The sequence below is a fragment of the Leucobacter viscericola genome (genome assembly GCF_011299575.1).
Taxonomy (GTDB): Bacteria; Actinomycetota; Actinomycetes; order Actinomycetales; family Microbacteriaceae; genus Leucobacter; species Leucobacter viscericola.
This window is the reverse complement of sequence record NZ_CP049863.1, coordinates 1,995,655-2,012,855: the sequence shown is the minus strand read 5'-3', so window position 1 is coordinate 2,012,855 and position 17,201 is coordinate 1,995,655. Positions and strand designations below refer to the sequence as shown.

Here is a 17,201-nt window from a genome sequence, read left to right as displayed (position 1 = left end):
CTGGGCTCCACAGCACCTTCACTGACCGGCCGCGCGACGGCGGGCGAACTCCGTCTCAACGTCGTCATTCGCTATGCCATGACCTGCCCGGAGAGAAGCACGAGCGGCTCCCACTTTCCCCGCCAGGAAGGCCTGATATTCACGCTCGTCTCGCTGGCGGGTGATGTACTCGCGCATGAGTTCTCGCGCGACCTGCGAAGCGGGGCGATGCTCTGCCTGCGCCGCGGCAATGAACTCGTCGCGCAGATCCTGCTCTAGCTTCATCGTGAATACCGCACTTTTGCTCATGATGCCTCCAACGTTCAGAAGTATACAAAGTATGACCAACGTTAGTACTTTTTTAGAGTTCGGGCACCGGCCCCCAACCACATCCCCCATTTGGGTGATATTCAATTCAGCCGTGTGCTCGATGAACGGCCGCGAGGATCCTGATTGAGTTATCTGCATGACCCGCCAAACCCCAGCAGCGAGAATTGACGCATGAGCCTCGTCAACGCACCGCTGAAGCACTCCGACCTCGCGGCACCGGCCGCGCAGCAGGCGGCGGTGCGGGCAATGGAAATCGGGCAGCACGCTATCGCCGTGGTCTTGACGACGGTCGGGGTAGTTCGAGCCGCGGCCGATGGGGTGCCGGTTGCGGCGGCGGTCATCTCTGGCATCGCGATTCTCGCCTGGCACACCGCAGGCGCGCTTCTGCCGTCAAAGACTGACTCGCGAAGGGTGATCACCTGGTGGCTCATCGGCTTCGCCGCGATTTGGATCGCCGCCGTTGCCGTCTCCGCGGAGTTCGTGTGGCTGGCATTTTTGCTCTGGCTGCTCGCGGGGCACCTGCTGAGCGTCAGGTGGGGACTCGTATTTTCGGCGGTTGTGCTTGCCGTGGTGATTGTTGCCCCGATCCTGCACCACGGCAGCACAAGCTACGCGAACATATTCGGTCCGCTCGTCGGCGGGGTGTTTGCCTACGGCATATCGCGCGGGTACCTGCAACTACTGCGCGATGCCGAAGAGCGTGAGCGCCTTGTGGCCTCACTCACCCACGCCCAACAAGAGATGGCGGAGTTGCAAGACGAGCTTGCGCGGGCGCAGCGAGAGTCGGGAGCGACCATCGAGCGAACGAGAATCTCGCGAGACATTCACGACACCGTTGCCCAGGGCCTCTCGTCGATCCGGCTTCTCGCGCACGCCGGGGGAGACCGCAGCGATGACCCCGCGGCTGCGCGCACACTCGCGCAGCTTGAGGCCCTGGCGGGTGAGTGCCTTACTGATGTGCGCAGGATCGTCGCCGAACTCGCCCCCGCTGAGCTCGAGAATGACGCGCTCGCCGCCGCGCTGCAGCGCATGCTCGATCGGGCGCACGCAGATACCGGCCTCGCGGTTGAGCTGCACGTTGATGAGGCCCTGCCACAGCTAGCGACTGACGTTGAGGTGGCACTGCTGCGCACGGCACAGTCTGCACTGGGCAACGTGCGCCAGCACGCCGCGGCAAGCCGAGTCGTTGTGAGCCTCACCGAGTCTGGCGGCGCAGTGCGCCTCAACATTGCCGACGACGGTGCGGGATTCGATGTTGCCGCCTGGGAGCAACCAAGCGACGCAGAGTCCTCGAGCTATGGCCTGCGTTTCATTCGGGCGCGACTGCGTGAGCTCGGGGCGGGCTCGACATTGAGAGCGCGCCCGGTGAGGGAACCACCGTCTCGGTGTACCTGCCACTTCGACCGGGGAGCACACGGCTCGCGCAGGATCAGACCCAAGCAGAGGAGACCCCATGAGCATCACGGTGCTGCTAGTTGACGACCATCCCGTCGTGCGAAGCGGTCTGCGGGCGGTGCTTGAGAACGCGGAGGGCCTTCGCGTGGTTGGCGAGGCCGCGACCGGCGAGGAAGCGGTGACGCTCGCGGAGCACCTTCGTCCCGACGTTGTGCTGTGCGATCTGCGGCTCGGGGAAGGCCTTGACGGTATCCAGACGACCGCGATGCTGCGACAGCTTGATTCCGCACCGGCCGTGCTGATCCTGACCACCTTTGATCGAGACGCCGAGATTCTCGGGGCCATTGAGGCCGGAGCCGCGGGCTACCTTCTCAAGGATGTTGCACCGCAGGCGATCGTCGAGGGCATTCACCGGGCCGCCGCGGGCGACGTGATTCTTGCGCCCGAGCTGGCGTCACGCGTCATCCAGGGCATGCGCAATCCACTGCCGAAGCTCACTGAGCGAGAGGTAGAGGTGCTGCGATTGCTCGCCACGGGATCCACCAACAAGGAGATCGCCCTCGCCCTGTTCGTGAGTGACGCGACTGTGAAAAGCCATCTCGCCCACATCTTTACCAAGCTCGGCGTCGATGGCCGCTCACGGGCCATCCACGTCGCCCAAGAGACCGGGTTCATCTGAGCCCCGTTGTTTTTCTGACCACCCACCCGAAAGGTTTTCTCGTGAAGAAACTGCTCTACGCCTCGTTCATCTACATGCTCGCCGGGGTGCTCTCCGGCCTGTTCTACCGCGAGTTCACGAAGCTCAACGGCTTTCCTGAGGGGCAGTTCACCCAGCTCGGCCTTGCCCACACCCACCTGCTGATTCTCGGCTTTGTAGTGCTGCTGATCGTGCTGCTGTTTGAGAAGGTGTTCACCATTTCGGATAGCCCGAAGCTGTTTCGCTGGTTCTTCTGGCTGTACAACTCCGGCGTGATCCTCACCTCGGCGATGCTCATCGTGCACGGAAGCCTGACCGTGCTTGGCCTGGAATCGTCCGCGATGATCGCGGGGATCGCGGGACTCGGGCACATGCTCGTAACGGCGGGCCTGATCGTGCTGTTTGTTGCGCTGCGCCGCGCAGTAGTGCGGAGTTCTGCTGCGGTGGTGCCGCAGGCGGTGGCCGCCTAAGCCTTCTCGATAAATGCCTGCGGGGCAGCGTCTCAGTGAGAGACGCTGCCCCGCAGGCAGTGGTGCGATTCCGCGTTATTCGCTGAGGGTGGTGGCCCTGCGGCGGATCCTGGTAGCGAAGAGCACCGCACCACCCGTGAGCAGAAGTGCGCTCAGGATCAGCGCGCCCGCGGCGAGCCGTCCGCCGGTTGTGGCGAGGCCCGCGCCCGCGGCGTCGGTGCTGGGTTCGGGTGTAGCTCCGGATCCAGAGCCGTTGCTGCCGCCACCCGTTGAGGTGCCGCCGCCCGAGCCGTTGGTGCCGCCTGAACCGCCATTACTGTTGTTCCCGCCGCCGGTGCCGCCGTTATTACCGCCGTTGCCGGTCTCGCCGGGCTTCTTCCACGTTACGGTTGCGGTCGCCTCGGTCGAGTTGGCAACGGTGCTCGCGGGCCCCTGCCCGCTCGCGGTCGCGGTGTTGGTCAGCGTTTCGGCACTGAGCTGCGCCGCGGTCAGTGCCGAGGTCGCGGTGGCGGTCACGCTCTCACCCGGGGCAAGATTGCCGGGCTGGTCGGGCCACTCGCCGAACGTAATGGTAGACAGACCGGCCAGCTGATCCTGAATCTCAACGCCGTTCAGCGCAACCTGACCCGAATTGGTGACCGTGAAGGTCCAGGTGACAAGGTCGCCCGCGACCGGCGACTCCTTCACGCTGCCCGACTTCTCGATCGAGATGGAGACCGGGTCGAAGCGGTACCCGAAGTCGACATCGGTTAGATTCTCTGCAACCCCGAGGGTGAGCAGACCGGAGTCGCTGTTGAGGTCACCGTCGAAGTCCTCGATGTTGACCAGGTGCTCGCTCGCGGTTGCGCCAAGGGTCGAGGTGTCGACCGTCGTCCGATAGACGCCGTCGCGCAGACCAGTGAAGGAGTAGCTGCCGTCGGCGGATGTGGTGGTGGTGCCGAGCTCCACATCGTTCTCATTGAACAGGGTGACGGTTGCGCTCGGGATGGGGCTCTGCCCAATCGCTAAGCGGGCGAGCTGATCCTGCTTCCAGACGGATCCGCTGATTGAAGATGCAACGTAGTCAATCTGCGCGGGGTTCGACTTGCCGAGCAGGCCGTCGACTCCAAGCCAGGTGTTGACGTTGTTGACGAGCTCGTCGCTGGTCTGTGCGCCGTCGAGATCCGCTGCGACGTAGAGACCGATGTAGCCCGCTGTGGTCGCCGCAAAGTCGCCAACGACAACACGAAGCGCGGTGATTCCGCTCACGCTGCCAAGATCGGTGCCGTCGGTGTCGACCCAGTCGAAGGAGTCGTCGTCGGGGCTCGCGGCGTAGACCGCGGCGGATGGAGCCGTCGTGTACTGCAGCTGCAGATCACCCGAGGTCAGCCCGGTGAAGTGGGCTTCCGTCGGCTGCAGAGTTCCGGCAAAGGAGCTGCCACGCGGGTCGCCGTCGAACGGGAGCACGTCAACAAAGTAGGACTTACCTTGGCTGCTCGTGGTGGTGTTGTACCAGCGAGCCTCCCATTCAGCGGTGTCACCCGGCTGAAGCGGCTGGGGGCTGAGAACGATCTTCTGGCCAGACACGCTCTGGGTTTGCTGCACGGTGACCGTGTCGGTGCTCGTGCGGGTGTCAGGGGTCTGGAGTGTTCCGTTTGCGCTGATGACTGCCGTGGTGACGAGTGTCTTCGAGGTGGGGGCAAAGAAGGAGGAGGTGACGCTGTATGTAAACGTCGGCAGGGTCATGGTGGTGTCCCACTCGCCGTCGTACGCGTAGTGCAGGGTCATACCCGACTCGGGAGTGCCACTCGTGGTCTGTGTCCAGCCCGCTGGGGCGTCGTCGAGACGCACCTCAACAAGACCCGCTGGCAGCGCGACATCAACGACCAGGTCTTGCATGGTCGCGGTGTATTCGGCGCCCGGCGGTGGCGTCATGACCGGCTTCACCGTGTAATTCACGTTGGCGCCGCTCGAGATCGAGCTGCTGCTCGCCTTCACCTCGGTTGAGATGCGGTAGCTGCCGACGATCACGTACTGGCTTATTGAGGTGCCCTTGGGCTCTTCGTCGTAGATAAAGACCGCGCGATCCTCGACCTTGGTTGTGACCGGTGCCACGATCTTGTACGGAACGCCGACCGTGAAGTACGCGCTCGTGTAGGACTCACCCCTCTTCCAGACCCCCTCGTTGCCGGTGTACTCGACTCGGATGCCTGAGACCCGCGAAACCCCGCCCGCCTCTGCGATCGAGTCAAACCACAGGTTTGATTCGGGAGAGGCAGAGTTTGAGCCGGTGGTGTACTTCACGGTGTACAGGCTTGGACTGAGCGAAGTGGAACCGAAGTTCTGGCCCACGTAGATGCTGCGTCCATCAAGGATCTGCTGCTGTGTCGGATCCCAGAAGTCATAGGCAACGGGATGCGTCATGCCGTCCGACATTGAATCAGAGGAGGACGCGTTCATGAGGAAACGGGAGACAACCAGGCTGCCCGGTGCGACCTCGCGATCCTGATCGGTCAGCCCGGTGCCGCTTGTGATCGGCACGAGGTTGCTCTGCGAAATAGGGTCCGCTGTTACGTTGCCGGCTACCTTCTGATCGCTGAAGAGGTAGATGCCCTTCAGGATCGTCTTGCTCTTGGAATCTCCCGGACGTTTGATGGTGCGGGTGACGCTGGTGTTGTCAGTGTTGACGTAGAAAGCCTCACCCGAGGCAGACTTCAGAACTGAATCGGGAGCGACCGTGTTCTTCACCGTCAGATCGCTTCCGTTGACGGGAAGGTCAGTGAGGCGAACCCAGAGTCGAACATCGACCCAGGCGGAGGGAATCTCAGTGAAGCCGTCCAGCGTCACAGCCATGGTGTTGCCGCTCTGGTTAATCGTGGCCTGCGCGCCTGGTTCAGACTTGCCGACAACCTCACCTACGAACTCGGCGCTCGGGTTCGCGCCGGTGACAGTGAAGGTGTCACGCAGCACGGCGGGCTGAGCGATCTGAGCGTCGGAGGCGCCGATGGCAAACTGATCCTCGGCCTGCTTGAGGCTCAGACGGTAGTCAAGGTAGCGCGCTTGGACTGAGCCCTTGCCGTCGTTGAAGTTGTGAAACGTTGTTGGCGTCGAATTCTTCAGATCTGTCTTCCACAGCTCGGTTCGCGGTTCGCTGACAACCTCAATGTCGTAAGCGGTGGCCGTCTGCGTGCCGTTGCCATCGGTCGCGAGCATCGTGGGGGAGTACACGCTGCCGTTGGGAGCGGAAGAGGAGGGAATCGCGCGCAGCGCACCCATTTCGAAGAGTGCGGGGTTGCCAGGTATCAGTGTCGACACTGTGGCCGTGAGGGTGCGGCCATCCTCGCTGATGACACCCGTCGAGCGATACACCGAGGAGGAGGAATTGACGAGTGCGAGGGTGGTGGGATCCCAGCTCCATCCCTCAGGAAGAGTCTGCTCGAAGGTCGCGTCACTCAGATCGGTTCCGCGAATCTTCCAGCTAAAACCGACGGTGTCGTTTGTGGCGACTATCCCGTTGTTGGGATCTTCATCGAGCCCGGGCGCCGAATGGCCGTCGTAGAGCACCTCAAGCGAAACCGAGGTGAGTGTTCCACCCGGTGCCGCCTGCGCCGCAGTAACCCCGAAAAACGGTACGAGTCCGACGAGCAGCGCGACCGTTGCCGCGAAGGCCGCGCGAATACCTCGCGAGCTGTGCGTGCGCTTCGAGCGAGTAGCTGATTTCTGTGCGCGCTGAGTCATAACTGTAAGTTCCATCCCCCAAAGGTTCGAGGCGCAGTGCACCCCCGTGCGACCGTATGACCGGTCAGAATTTGCGCCGATGTTCATTCTTTCAGCGGAAACCACGCGCATAGGCGGTTCTTCGATTTACAGTGTGGGCTGCGGCTCAAGATCAGTACGGGCGAGCTCGAATCTCCGTGGGGTACTGATGTAATTCGAGGCTTCAGGTACGTGTGACCGAGCTTGGCTCAGTGATCGCGCTAACTCCAGCAGGCAGAAAGCAACGCCCCAACCCCCAGACCGTTGCACCCACTGCAACGACGAATTGTTGAGAGCGCATCGCCTGGGCTAGCCTCGCGATCGTGGTCATCAACGAAGATACATCCGCTGCTCGCACCGTCGCGGTGCTCGAAGCGCTCGCCGAGCCGAGCGACGGCGAACGCGGCGGGCACTCGGTCTCGGCCATCGCCCGCGCGATTGGGCGCGACAAGTCGAGCGTCTCCCGCCAGCTCAAGAGCCTCATCGAGCTCGGCCTCGTCGAGAAGAACGCCGACGGTGGCCACGTGCTCGGCTGGCGCGTTTTCACCATTGCCGCCCGCGCCGGTGACCAGCGTCTACTGCTGTTCGCGCCCGCGGTCATGCGGCAGATCGGGCGCCAGACCGGGGAGCGGGTGCACCTGTCGATTCGCCGCCAAGACGAGGTGCTGACCATTCACACCGAGGGTCCGCAGCGCGCCATCGGCACGGTGGGGTGGATCGGCCGCGCGGTTCCCATTCTCGGCACCTCTTCGGGCCGTGCCCTGATGATCGACGATAGTGACGAAGAGATCCGCACCATTTTCGCGCAGACGGAACTGTCGGAGCTGCAGGCGCAGCCGTCAGAACCCGGGCACTACGATCAGGCCCACCGCGGATCCAACCTGCCCCGCACGGCCGAAGAGACTATCGAGCGGGTGCGGCAGGCGCGGGATCAGGGCTTCGCCGTCACGGTTGACGAGCACGAGGAAGGCCTGGCAGCGATCGCCGCGCCGATCCGCGACGTGCACGGTCGTATCGTCGCCGCCATCAACGTGTCGGCCCCCACTTTTCGCATCGCCGACCGGGTCGCCGATCTGTCGCGCATGATCCACCGAGCCGCCGTCTACCTCAGCAGCGCCGTCTCGTCACCCGCGTCCGCACAGCGCGGCGCGCAATTCACCATCGATAACGAAGGCGTGGGCCCGGCCCGGCCAGAGAGGAGGAGTGCCTCATGAGCTTTATTGACTACATTGCGACGAACTGGAACCGCATCGCTCACCTATTCATGCAGCACGTGGAAGTTGTGTTGATCGCGGTCTCCATCGCGGCGGTGCTGAGCCTGTTGCTCGCCGTTGGAACAGAGCGGTTCCCGGCGCTGCGTCGAGTAGTGCTCTCGATTACCAGCACGCTGCTCACCATTCCGTCGTTTGCGCTGTTCGGGTTGATGATCCCGCTGTTTGGGCTCGGCGTCGCGCCCACGATCCTCGCCCTGACCATCTACGCGATGTACCCGATTCTGCGTAACGCGGTCACGGGGCTAGAGGGTGTCAGCCCCGGCCTCATCGACGCGGCGCAGGGTATGGGAATGGGCAGCGTGCGCCGGCTTGCACGGGTCAAGCTGCCCCTGGCGTGGCCCGTGATCCTGAACGGCATTCGTGTCGCCACGATTATGGTCGTCGCCACTGCCGCGATCGGCGCAGCAGTTCGCGGGCCCGGGCTCGGCGAACTCATCTTCACAGGGCTGTCGCGCATCGGCGGGGCGAACGCACTCAACGAGGCACTCGCGGGTGTTGTTGGCATTGTGCTGGTCGCCGGTGTGCTCGACGTGCTCTTCATTCTTATTGGCCGCATCACCACCTCGCGAGGTCTCAATGTCTAACACTCCCACCACCAAACCCATGATCCGCCTCGAAAACGTGACGAAGCGCTACGACGGATCCGACACGCTCGCCGTCGCGCCGCTCAACCTCGAGATCAAGGAGGGCGAGTTCGTCTGCCTCGTTGGCCCCTCGGGCTGCGGCAAGACCACCACACTCCGCATGATCAACCGGCTCGTTGAACCCACAAGCGGCACCATCTGGATCGACGGCAAAGACGTCACCCACGGCGACCCTAACGAGCTGCGCCGCCACATCGGCTACGTGATTCAGCAGGTTGGCCTGCTGCCGCACATGACGATCGAGCAGAACATCGGCCTCGTGCCGGGCATGCTCGGCTGGGATAAGAAGCGGATCGCGGATCGCGTCACTGAGTTGCTCGATCTCGTCGGGCTCGATCCCAAAGTCTTTCGCAAGCGCTACCCCAAGCAGCTCTCGGGCGGTCAGCAGCAGCGCATTGGAGTTGCCCGCGCGCTCGCCGCAGACCCGCCCGTCATGCTGATGGACGAGCCCTTCGGCGCGATCGACCCGATCACTCGCGATCGTCTGCAGGAGGAGTTCTTGCAGCTGCAGGAGCGCATCCGCAAAACCATTGTCTTTGTGACCCACGACATTGACGAGGCGCTGCGTCTCGCCGACCGCGTCGCTATTTTCGCGGAAGGATCACGCCTCGCGCAGTTCGCCTCACCGCTCGAAATCTTGAGCAATCCCGCTGACGACTTCGTGCGCACCTTCATCGGTGAGGGCGCCGCAGTGCGCAGGCTCAACCTGCTGAAGGTTGGGGAGCTCGGGATCGCGCCCAGCGACATTACGGGTGTGCCCTTCGTTGACGTTGAAAGCACCACAACGGTGTCGGCGGCGCTTGAGCGCATGCTGAACGCTGGGGCCTCGGCGGTGCGGGTGCGCGGTGGTGGCAGCTTCACCGTGCAGCAGATGCTGCTGGCGACGACGGCAGAGACGGACGGTGCTGGTGCTGGCGCCGGTGCTTCTGCGGCTGGCGCGGGCGAAGCGGTGGCCGCGTCGTGACCGCCCAGACCATCGCCCCGGCGACCTCTCTGATCGGCATCAAACCGCCGCGCAAGCCGGTCAACTATGCAATCTGGGTGCTGCCCAGCATCGCGGTGCTGCTTGTGGTCGGCTGCTTCGTCTACATCGCAAACGCGTCGCTCGACGACATCGAGGCTCGCGCCCTCGCACCCGAGGCCATCAGCGCGGCGTTCTGGGCGCACATTCGCCTCGTGCTCGTCTCGACCGTGGTGGTTGTGCTGCTCGGAGTACCGCTCGGCATTGTGCTGAGCCGCAAGTGGGCCAAGCCGATCCGCCCCGCCGTTCTTGCCGTCGCCAACGCGGGCCAGGCGATCCCGTCGATCGGTGTGCTGGTGCTGCTCGCGCTGCTCTTCGGCGTCGGCTTCGACAAGGCCGTCATCGCGCTTGTGCTCTACGCGCTGCTGCCCGTGCTGCGCAACACCCTCGTGGGGTTACAGCAGGTTGATCCGTTTGTGATCGACGCGGGGCGCGGCATGGGCATGGGGCCAATGCGCATCCTGTGGCGCATCGAGCTGCCGCTCGCCGTGCCGGTGATGCTTGCGGGCATTCGGGTCGCGCTCATCTTGAACGTCGGTGTCGCAACGCTCGCCACGTACACCAACGCGGGCGGGCTCGGCGACCTGATCGAGCGCGGGATCGTGCTCAACCGCATGCCGATTTTGATGGTCGGCAGCCTGCTCACCATTGCACTTGCCCTCGCGGTCGACTGGATCGCCGGCCTCATCGAAACCAGGCTGCGCCCCAAGGGCATCTAGCTGATCCTCACCCCTCATTTCCCTTTCTCCCCAAGAAACAAAGGAACCCCATGAAGAAACTCACCCCCCTCGCTCTTCTCGGCGCCGCAGCACTGTTGCTGACCGGCTGCTCGCTGAGCGCAAGCGGCGATACCGGCGGCACCGTTGCCGCGGGCTCGCTCGCAAAGATCGGCGACCTCAGCGGTGCAACCATCGCGGTTGGCAGCAAGGAGTTCACCGAGCAGCAGATCCTCTGCGAGATCACCGCGCAGGCCCTCGAGTCAACCGGCGCGAAGGTGAAGCGTGAGTGCGGCATGAGTGGCTCGGCCACCGTGCGCTCGGCGCTCGAATCCGGCAGCATCGACATGTACTGGGAGTACACCGGCACCGGCTGGATCACGCACCTCGGCAAAACCGATCCCATTGTGGATCCGGTCGAGCTGTGGGAGACGCTCGACAAGACGGACCAGGCGAAGAACGGCATCACCTGGCTGAAGCCCGCTCCGGCGAACAACACCTATGCTGTTGCGGTTGAGGCGAAGAAGGGCAAAGAACTCGGCGTCTCGACCCTCTCGGAGTACGCGGCGCTGGCCAACAAAGACGCGGCGGCAGCCTCGTTCTGCGGCGCGGCCGAGTTCTTCGGCCGCAACGACGGCTGGCCGGGGCTTGAGAAGGCCTATGGTTTTGACCTGCCTCGCGACAATACCTCGGAGCTCGCGGCGGGCGCCGTCTACAACGGGATCGCCAAGCAGAACCCCTGCAACTTCGGCGAGATCTTCGCGACTGACGGTCGTGTGCAAGCCCTCGGCCTGACCGTGCTCAAGGACGACAAGAAGTTCTTCACGCCTTACAACCCCGCGGTTGCGGTGCGTTCGGATGTCTTGAAGAAGAATCCTCAGCTCGCCGACATCATGGCTCCGATCTCGGAGGCCCTGACCGACGAGGCGCTGCAGAAGCTCAATGCCCAGGTTGACGTTGACGGCTCGACGCCCGCCGACGTAGCGAAGAAGTGGCTGCAAGACGAAGGATTCATCGGTGCCTAACACGCTCCCTGTTGCCGACGTCGCCGGGCAGCGGCTGCGCGTGCGTGTGCTGCAAACCGCTCCGATGCTCGGCGACGTCGACGGCAACCTCGCGCGGCTCGATGCCGCGGTGGCGGCCGCCGCGGATCGCGACCTCGTGCTCACCCCCGAGCTCGCGACGCACGGCTACGATCTCGGGCGAGTACCCGAGGTGTTGCCGCTGTCGCTTAGCGACCCGCGGCTTGTCCGACTTGGCCAGCACGGTCCCGCGGTCGTCGTCGGCACCGCAGTGCGTGCACTGCACGGTCAGTACAACGCGGCGGTGCTTGTGGGCGGGGGCGCCGGATCGCGCGGCGCTGCTGCTGGCTCGCAGGGCACCGGATCGCGCGGCGCTGCTTCGGGGGCGCCCGCCGATCCCGTGTCCCAGCACAAGATCACCCTGCCCACCTACGGCCGCTGGGAAGAGCGCAAGCACTTTGTTCCCGGCGGTCGGGTGCGGGTCACCGACGTTTCCCTCGGTGGTGGTGGTGGTGGCAGCGTACGAGTCGCGACCCTCATCTGCAACGACGCCTGGCAGCCCCAGCTCGCGTGGATCGCCGCGCAGCAGGGCGCCGAGGTGCTGCTCGCCCCGAGCAACAGCGTGATCAGCGAGGTCGGCATGCCGACCAGCGAGGCGTGGGACACGCAGCTGCGTGGCCTGGCCGTATCGCTACAGTGCTACATCGTGTTCTCGAACCGCGTGGGCGAAGAACCGTGCGGTCGCTTCTGGGGCGGCTCTGCCGCCTACGGACCCTCGGGTGAGGTGCTCGCTCGCGCCGACGACTCCGAGGGAGTGCTCGACGTCGATCTCGACCTCGCTCACCTGCGCGAACTGCGCCGCCGCTGGCCCTTCTTGCGGGAGTCGCGCGCCGACGTTGTTTTACGTGAAACGCAGCGCCTGCTCGACCGGGAGGCCGAAGATGTTTGACGCACACGTGCACGCGGGCCCAGATGTGCTTGACCGCATCGGCGACGACACGGACATCGCCCAGGCATATGCCGCAGCCGGATACACCGGTTTTGTGCTCAAAGCCCACTACGAGTCGACCGTTGGCCGAGCCCACGCCGCGGCCAAGTCGAGCGGGTTGCAGGTGTTTGGTGGCATCGCCCTCAACCAGCACTGCGGCGGGGTCAACCCGAGCGCGGTCGCGGCGACCCTCAGCGCGGGGGGCCGTGTGGTCTGGATGCCCACCGCCGACTCGCACACGCAGCAGACCGCGGGATTGCCCAGGCTCTGCCACGACGAGCCCCGCATCGGTGATCAGTTTTACGCGCTGCCGCCAGTCGACACCTCGACCCTCGCCGACACCGAGGCTGTGCTCGCACTGATCGCGGATCACGACGCCGTGCTGGCCACGGGCCACGTCAGCGGTGCCGAGGTGCGCTGGTTGCTGGAGCACAGCAAACGCTTCGGCGTTGGGCGAGTGCTCCTGACGCACCCCTCGTATACCGTGCCCGGGCTTGACGCCGCGGAGATCGCCGAGCTTGCCGCCCTGGGCGGGTACGTCGAGATCACCTGCTACCAACTGCTGCACCAGCCGGGATGCACGCCCGAGCTGCTGGCGGAGGTCGCGCGCGCCGCGGGGGATCGGCTGATCCTCTCCTCGGATGCCGGGCAACCGACGTCGCCCACGCCTCCCGAGGCCCTGCAACTGCTGATCGACACACTCGCCGCGCAGGGTGTGGACCGCGGTCGCCTGCAGGCCGCCGCGAGCGACGTGCCTCTCGCGCTGTTTGCGCCCTGATCCTGAACCAAAGACCCACAACCAAACACAACACCGAACACAAAGAGGAACAACACCATGATCGAGAAGAAGACGACCTTCTACAGCGAAGGCGCCGTGCTGCAGGCGAGCTTCTACTACCCCGACGACTACGTTGCCGACGGAAACCACCCCGTGCTCATCGTCAACTCGGGCTACCAGGGCTTCAACGAGTTCTACCCCAAGATGTTTGCCGAGCTGTTCACAGCGCGCGGCTACGTCTGCTTCGGCTTCGACTACCGCGGTATGGCCGACAGCGAGGGTCCCAAGGGCACCGTGCTGCTTGAGCAGCAGGTCGAAGACGTGCGCAACGCCGTCACGTTCGTGCAGAACCAGCCGAACGTTGACCCGAAGCGCATCGCGCTGCTCGGCTGGGGCATGGGCGCCGCCAACGTGGTGATGGCCGCCGAGCACGGCCGCAACGTCGCGGCGGTCGTCGCGATGAACGGCTTCTACGACGGGGAGCGCTGGCTCAAGTCGGTGCACACCTACGACGAGTGGACCAAAATTCTCGAGGAGGTCGAGCAGGATCGCGTGCGCCGCGTGCTCGAGGGCGAGTCGAAGCTCGCCGACACGTTTGAGCACTACCCGCTCGATCCCGCCACCAAGGACTACGTGGCGAACGAGCTTGAGCAGGTCTACGGCTTCGGCCACCCGACCCGGCTGCAGTTCACGGAGTCGATCATCAGCACCAACGTCGAGCAGGCTGCGGCTCGGCTCGACACGATCCCGCTGTTCATTGCGCACGGCGTCGATAACACCCTGCACCCGATCGCCGAGGCCGAGGGGCTCTTCGCGGCCGCAGCGTCACCCAAGGTGTTCTACCGCGTCGACGGTCGCCACAATGACTTCATGTTCGTCGATCACCCCGTCTTTGTGGCGATGTGCGACCAGGTCGAGGCGTTCTTGACTCCCGCCTTCGAGGAGAGCGCCCACGAAAAGGCCCTCATCGTCGCGTAGGGGCTTCTTCGCCACCCCAGCCCCGCCACCCCTGCCTGCCCCTGCCCGCCTCCTGCCCTGCCGCCCCGCCTCCACTCTGCCCCGCACCCTGCCACCCCCGCCTCCTCCCGAGGCCAACCCCCTGCGGTGAACGCAAATCAACATTATGAGAGGACTAAATGTTGACTTGCGTTCACCGCAGGGGAGGGGGAGGGTGGAGGCGAAGGGGGAGGTGGAGGTGGAGGTGAAGGGGTCCCCTACTCACGAAAGATGCCCATGCTGACACTGCGCGATGACCTGGCCACACGCTCGGTCTACGTCTCGGACGCCTCCATCTACCGGCGGTTTCCCGAGGCAATCGTCGAGCCGAGCTCCGTCGACGAGATTCGCGAGGCGCTCGCGCTGGCACAGGAGCGCGGCTGGTCGGTGACGATGCGCGGTGGTGGCACCTCGGTCGCGGGCAACGCGATCGGGGAGGGGCTCATCATCGACACCTCCCGTCACTTCAATCGGATTCTCGATATCGACCCCGACAGGATGACCGCGACGATCGAGCCGGGGGTCATCTGCGACCAGCTGCGAGACGCCGCCGCTGTGCACGGGCTCACCTACGGGCCCGATCCCTCGACGCATTCCCGCTGCACGATCGGCGGCATGGTCGGCAACAACGCCTGCGGCTCGCACTCGGTGGCCTGGGGCACAAGCGCCGACAACCTCGTGTCGCTGGTCATGATGCGCGCGGACGGCACCGAGGTCGAACTCTATAAGGGCGGCACGTCTGATCCTGATCTCAGCGATGCACTGCGCGGACTGCGCGACGCCAACCTCGCGATGCTGCGCACGGAACTCGGGCAGTTTCCGCGTCAGGTTTCGGGTTACGGCCTGCACTACCTGCTGAGTGAAAACGGCTTCGATACGGCCAAGGCGTTTGCGGGTTCCGAGGGCACACTCGGGATCATCACCCAGCTCAAAGTGAAGCTCGTTCGCAAGCCGGCAGCGACCGCACTCGCGGTGCTCTCGTTTGCTGATGCGATCGATGCGGCCGCGGCGGCGCCCCGGCTGCGTGTGCCCGGGGTCACCACGATCGAGGGCATGGGCGCGGATCTGCTCGAGGCACTGCGCAGCCGGCCCGGTCGCGAGGGTGCTGGTGCCGAGCTGCCCGCCGGTGGCGGCTGGCTCTACTGCGAGGTCGGGGGAGCATCGGCGGAGGAAGCCGAGGGGATCGCCGCGGATCTGCCCGGTGTTGTGAGTGACCTCGCTGTTGATTCCGTTGTCGTGAGCGACCCGCTGCGGGCGCGGGCGCTCTGGGAGATTCGCGAGGCTGGCGCTGGCATCGTGACCCGCCTGCCCGACGGTGGTGAGGCCTGGCCCGGCTGGGAAGACTCGGCGGTGCCTCCCGAAAAACTCGCCGACTACCTGCGCGACCTCTACGCGCTGCTCGACGAACTCGACCTACGAGGCATCCCCTTCGGCCACTTCGGCGAGGGGTGTGTACACATCCGAATCTCGTTCGACTTCGCGACCGAACAGGGCATGCAGGTCTACCGCGGATTTTTGGCGCGGGCCTCGGAGCTCGTGCGCAGTTACGGCGGATCCGTGTCGGGCGAGCACGGCGACGGACGCGCGCGCTCTGAGCTGCTCGAGGTGATCTATTCACCCGAGGCCCTCACGGCGTTTGGCCAGTTCAAGCGCATCTTCGACCCCAAAAACCTGTTCAACCCCGGGGTGCTGGTTGATCCCGAGCCCGCCACTCAGGGCATTCGACCGGGCATGGGCGCCCGCACGTTCGACATCACCCCCGTGCACGCGTTCAGTCACGATGGCGGTTCGTTCGCCGCCGCGGTCAACCGCTGCGTGGGGGTTGGATCCTGCCGCTCCGACATTGGCGCGATGTGCCCCTCGTTCCAGGCGAGCCACGACGAGAACAACTCCACGCGCGGGCGCTCGCGCAGCCTCGCCGAGATGCTGCGTGGTGAAACACTGACCGACGGCTGGCACTCCGCAGAGGTGCGCGAGGTGCTCGACCTCTGCCTGTCTTGCAAGGCCTGCGAAGCCGAGTGCCCCGTGAACGTCGACATGGCGACCTACAAATCCGAGTTTCTGCATCACCACCACGGCTCTGGACTGCGCTCGTTCTTCGGTAGGCGTCGTCGCCCGCGCGCGCACTTCACTATGGGGTGGATGCCGCTGCTGATGCGGACGGCCTCGAAGGTGCCGGGATCCTTGCGGGTGCTGAACTGGCTTGAGTCGTTTAGGCCGATTGAAGAGCTGACGAAAAAGCTGGGCGGGCTTGAGCCACAGCGCAGCATGATCACCTTCTCGGAGCAGTCGCTCGCCAAGTGGCATCGTAAGCGCTCGCGCGGCTCGGCGGCGGCCACCGGGCTCTCCGGGCCCACTACCGGCGATGCCAAGCCAACCGTCGTCATCTGGCCCGACACCTTCACGAACTTCACGGCGACAGGACCCGGGCAAGCGGCCATCGAGGTGCTCGAGGCTATGGGCTACCGGGTGCTGATCCCGATGGGAGACGTGTGCTGCGGGCTCACCTGGCACTCGACTGGACAGCTCGACATGACCAAGCGGATGCTGCAGCAGACACTCGACACGATGGGTCCGCTGCTCGACGCAGGGTACCCGGTGCTGGGACTTGAGCCCTCGTGCACCGTGATGCTGCAGAAGGAGAGCACTGAGCTGTTGCCCGATGATCCGCGGGCGGCGCGGCTTTCAAGGCAGACGGTGTCGTTCGGGTCATTTGTGGCCGATCACCTTGCCGCGGGCGGCGAGTGGCCGTTTGCTCGGCTCGGCGGTTCTCGGGCGGACAGCGGCGCGGGTGCAGGATCGCCCGCCGATCCCAAACCGCAGCGCGCCGTCTGCCAGGTGCACTGCCACCAGAAATCAAACGCCGGGTACGGTGACGAGTTGGCGATCCTTGAGAAGCTTGGCGTCGCGACCGACGTGGTCGGCGGTGGATGCTGCGGGCTCGCGGGCAACTGGGGGTTCGAACCGGGGCACTTCGAGATGTCGCAGACGCTCGGTGAGCGCGAGCTGTTCCCGAAGATCCGTGCGGCGGGCTCAGAAGATCTCGTGATCGCTGACGGCTTCTCGTGTCGCGTGCAGATCTCGCAGGGAACCGACGCCGAGGGGCTGCATCTCGCTGAGGTGATGCGGCGGGCGCTGATTTCACCAAACTGAGCG

The 17,201-nt window shown here is 64.8% G+C and carries 14 protein-coding genes; 12 read left to right on the top strand and 2 right to left on the bottom strand.

The features are described from left to right. Positions 1–18 precede the first annotated feature (18 nt). Entirely contained in the window at positions 19–288 is a 270-nt protein-coding gene (locus tag G7068_RS08930) for an antitoxin of toxin-antitoxin stability system (protein WP_166291266.1), read from the bottom strand. 192 nt (positions 289–480) lie between these two features. On the opposite strand from G7068_RS08930, the gene G7068_RS08925 reads away from it, so the two are divergent. From G7068_RS08925 to G7068_RS08915, 3 genes are read left to right on the top strand one after another with little or no spacing between them, the layout of a single operon-like run. Next, entirely contained in the window at positions 481–1,788 is a 1,308-nt protein-coding gene (locus tag G7068_RS08925; protein WP_244304410.1) for a sensor histidine kinase, read from the top strand. Further along, a complete protein-coding gene (locus tag G7068_RS08920; RefSeq protein ID WP_166291264.1) occupies positions 1,763–2,383 on the top strand; it encodes a response regulator in 621 nt (206 codons plus the stop codon). The genes G7068_RS08925 and G7068_RS08920 overlap by 26 nt, the downstream gene beginning before the upstream one ends. Positions 2,384–2,424: 41 nt before the next feature. Then, entirely contained in the window at positions 2,425–2,871 is a 447-nt protein-coding gene (locus tag G7068_RS08915; RefSeq protein ID WP_166291262.1) for a DUF2871 domain-containing protein, read from the top strand. A gap of 75 nt (positions 2,872–2,946) precedes the next feature. On the opposite strand, the gene G7068_RS08910 is transcribed toward G7068_RS08915, so the two are convergent. After that, on the bottom strand, positions 2,947–6,603 hold the full coding sequence (locus tag G7068_RS08910; protein WP_166291260.1) for a DUF7507 domain-containing protein: 3,657 nt from the start codon (positions 6,601–6,603) through the stop codon (positions 2,947–2,949). Between the two features lie 326 nt (positions 6,604–6,929). On the opposite strand from G7068_RS08910, the gene G7068_RS08905 reads away from it, so the two are divergent. The 9 genes from G7068_RS08905 to G7068_RS08865 all read left to right on the top strand — a co-directional run bounded on the left by G7068_RS08905 (position 6,930) and on the right by G7068_RS08865 (position 17,198). Beyond that, the gene (locus G7068_RS08905; RefSeq protein WP_166291258.1) at positions 6,930–7,820 is read left to right on the top strand and encodes an IclR family transcriptional regulator; all 891 of its coding nucleotides are present in this window, start codon (positions 6,930–6,932) and stop codon (positions 7,818–7,820) included. Continuing rightward, positions 7,817–8,464 carry an ABC transporter permease gene (locus G7068_RS08900; RefSeq protein ID WP_166291256.1) on the top strand — a complete coding sequence of 216 codons (648 nt, stop codon included), beginning with the start codon at positions 7,817–7,819 and terminating at the stop codon, positions 8,462–8,464. Before G7068_RS08905 ends, G7068_RS08900 begins: the two co-directional genes overlap by 4 nt. After that, complete coding sequence (locus G7068_RS08895) at positions 8,457–9,488, top strand: ABC transporter ATP-binding protein (protein WP_166291254.1); 1,032 nt, start codon at positions 8,457–8,459, stop codon at positions 9,486–9,488. The genes G7068_RS08900 and G7068_RS08895 overlap by 8 nt, the downstream gene beginning before the upstream one ends. Then, complete coding sequence (locus tag G7068_RS08890) at positions 9,485–10,264, top strand: ABC transporter permease (protein WP_244304408.1); 780 nt, start codon at positions 9,485–9,487, stop codon at positions 10,262–10,264. Before G7068_RS08895 ends, G7068_RS08890 begins: the two co-directional genes overlap by 4 nt. Before the next feature lie 50 nt (positions 10,265–10,314). Continuing rightward, entirely contained in the window at positions 10,315–11,286 is a 972-nt protein-coding gene (locus G7068_RS08885; RefSeq protein WP_166291252.1) for a glycine betaine ABC transporter substrate-binding protein, read from the top strand. Next, positions 11,279–12,232 (top strand): nitrilase-related carbon-nitrogen hydrolase, encoded by a 954-nt coding sequence (locus tag G7068_RS08880; protein WP_166291250.1) that lies wholly within the window; start codon positions 11,279–11,281, stop codon positions 12,230–12,232. Before G7068_RS08885 ends, G7068_RS08880 begins: the two co-directional genes overlap by 8 nt. Further along, positions 12,225–13,049, top strand: a complete 825-nt coding sequence (locus G7068_RS08875; protein ID WP_166291248.1) for a DUF6282 family protein — start codon at positions 12,225–12,227, stop codon at positions 13,047–13,049. Before G7068_RS08880 ends, G7068_RS08875 begins: the two co-directional genes overlap by 8 nt. A 57-nt stretch (positions 13,050–13,106) precedes the next feature. After that, positions 13,107–14,027 carry an alpha/beta hydrolase gene (locus tag G7068_RS08870; RefSeq protein WP_166291246.1) on the top strand — a complete coding sequence of 307 codons (921 nt, stop codon included), beginning with the start codon at positions 13,107–13,109 and terminating at the stop codon, positions 14,025–14,027. 255 nt (positions 14,028–14,282) lie between these two features. Further along, complete coding sequence (locus G7068_RS08865; protein ID WP_166293086.1) at positions 14,283–17,198, top strand: FAD-binding and (Fe-S)-binding domain-containing protein; 2,916 nt, start codon at positions 14,283–14,285, stop codon at positions 17,196–17,198. Positions 17,199–17,201 lie beyond the last annotated feature (3 nt).

What these genes read in the sequence shown, in the direction of transcription:
- G7068_RS08930 (WP_166291266.1), bottom strand. Translation starts at nt 288, where the DNA reads ATGAGCAAAAGTGCGGTATTCACGATGAAGCTAGAGCAGGATCTGCGC.
- G7068_RS08925 (WP_244304410.1), top strand. Translation starts at nt 481, where the DNA reads ATGAGCCTCGTCAACGCACCGCTGAAGCACTCCGACCTCGCGGCACCG.
- G7068_RS08920 (WP_166291264.1), top strand. Translation starts at nt 1,763, where the DNA reads ATGAGCATCACGGTGCTGCTAGTTGACGACCATCCCGTCGTGCGAAGC.
- G7068_RS08910 (WP_166291260.1), bottom strand. Translation starts at nt 6,603, where the DNA reads ATGGAACTTACAGTTATGACTCAGCGCGCACAGAAATCAGCTACTCGC.
- G7068_RS08900 (WP_166291256.1), top strand. Translation starts at nt 7,817, where the DNA reads ATGAGCTTTATTGACTACATTGCGACGAACTGGAACCGCATCGCTCAC.
- G7068_RS08895 (WP_166291254.1), top strand. Translation starts at nt 8,457, where the DNA reads ATGTCTAACACTCCCACCACCAAACCCATGATCCGCCTCGAAAACGTG.
- G7068_RS08885 (WP_166291252.1), top strand. Translation starts at nt 10,315, where the DNA reads ATGAAGAAACTCACCCCCCTCGCTCTTCTCGGCGCCGCAGCACTGTTG.
- G7068_RS08875 (WP_166291248.1), top strand. Translation starts at nt 12,225, where the DNA reads ATGTTTGACGCACACGTGCACGCGGGCCCAGATGTGCTTGACCGCATC.
- G7068_RS08870 (WP_166291246.1), top strand. Translation starts at nt 13,107, where the DNA reads ATGATCGAGAAGAAGACGACCTTCTACAGCGAAGGCGCCGTGCTGCAG.
- G7068_RS08865 (WP_166293086.1), top strand. Translation starts at nt 14,283, where the DNA reads ATGCTGACACTGCGCGATGACCTGGCCACACGCTCGGTCTACGTCTCG.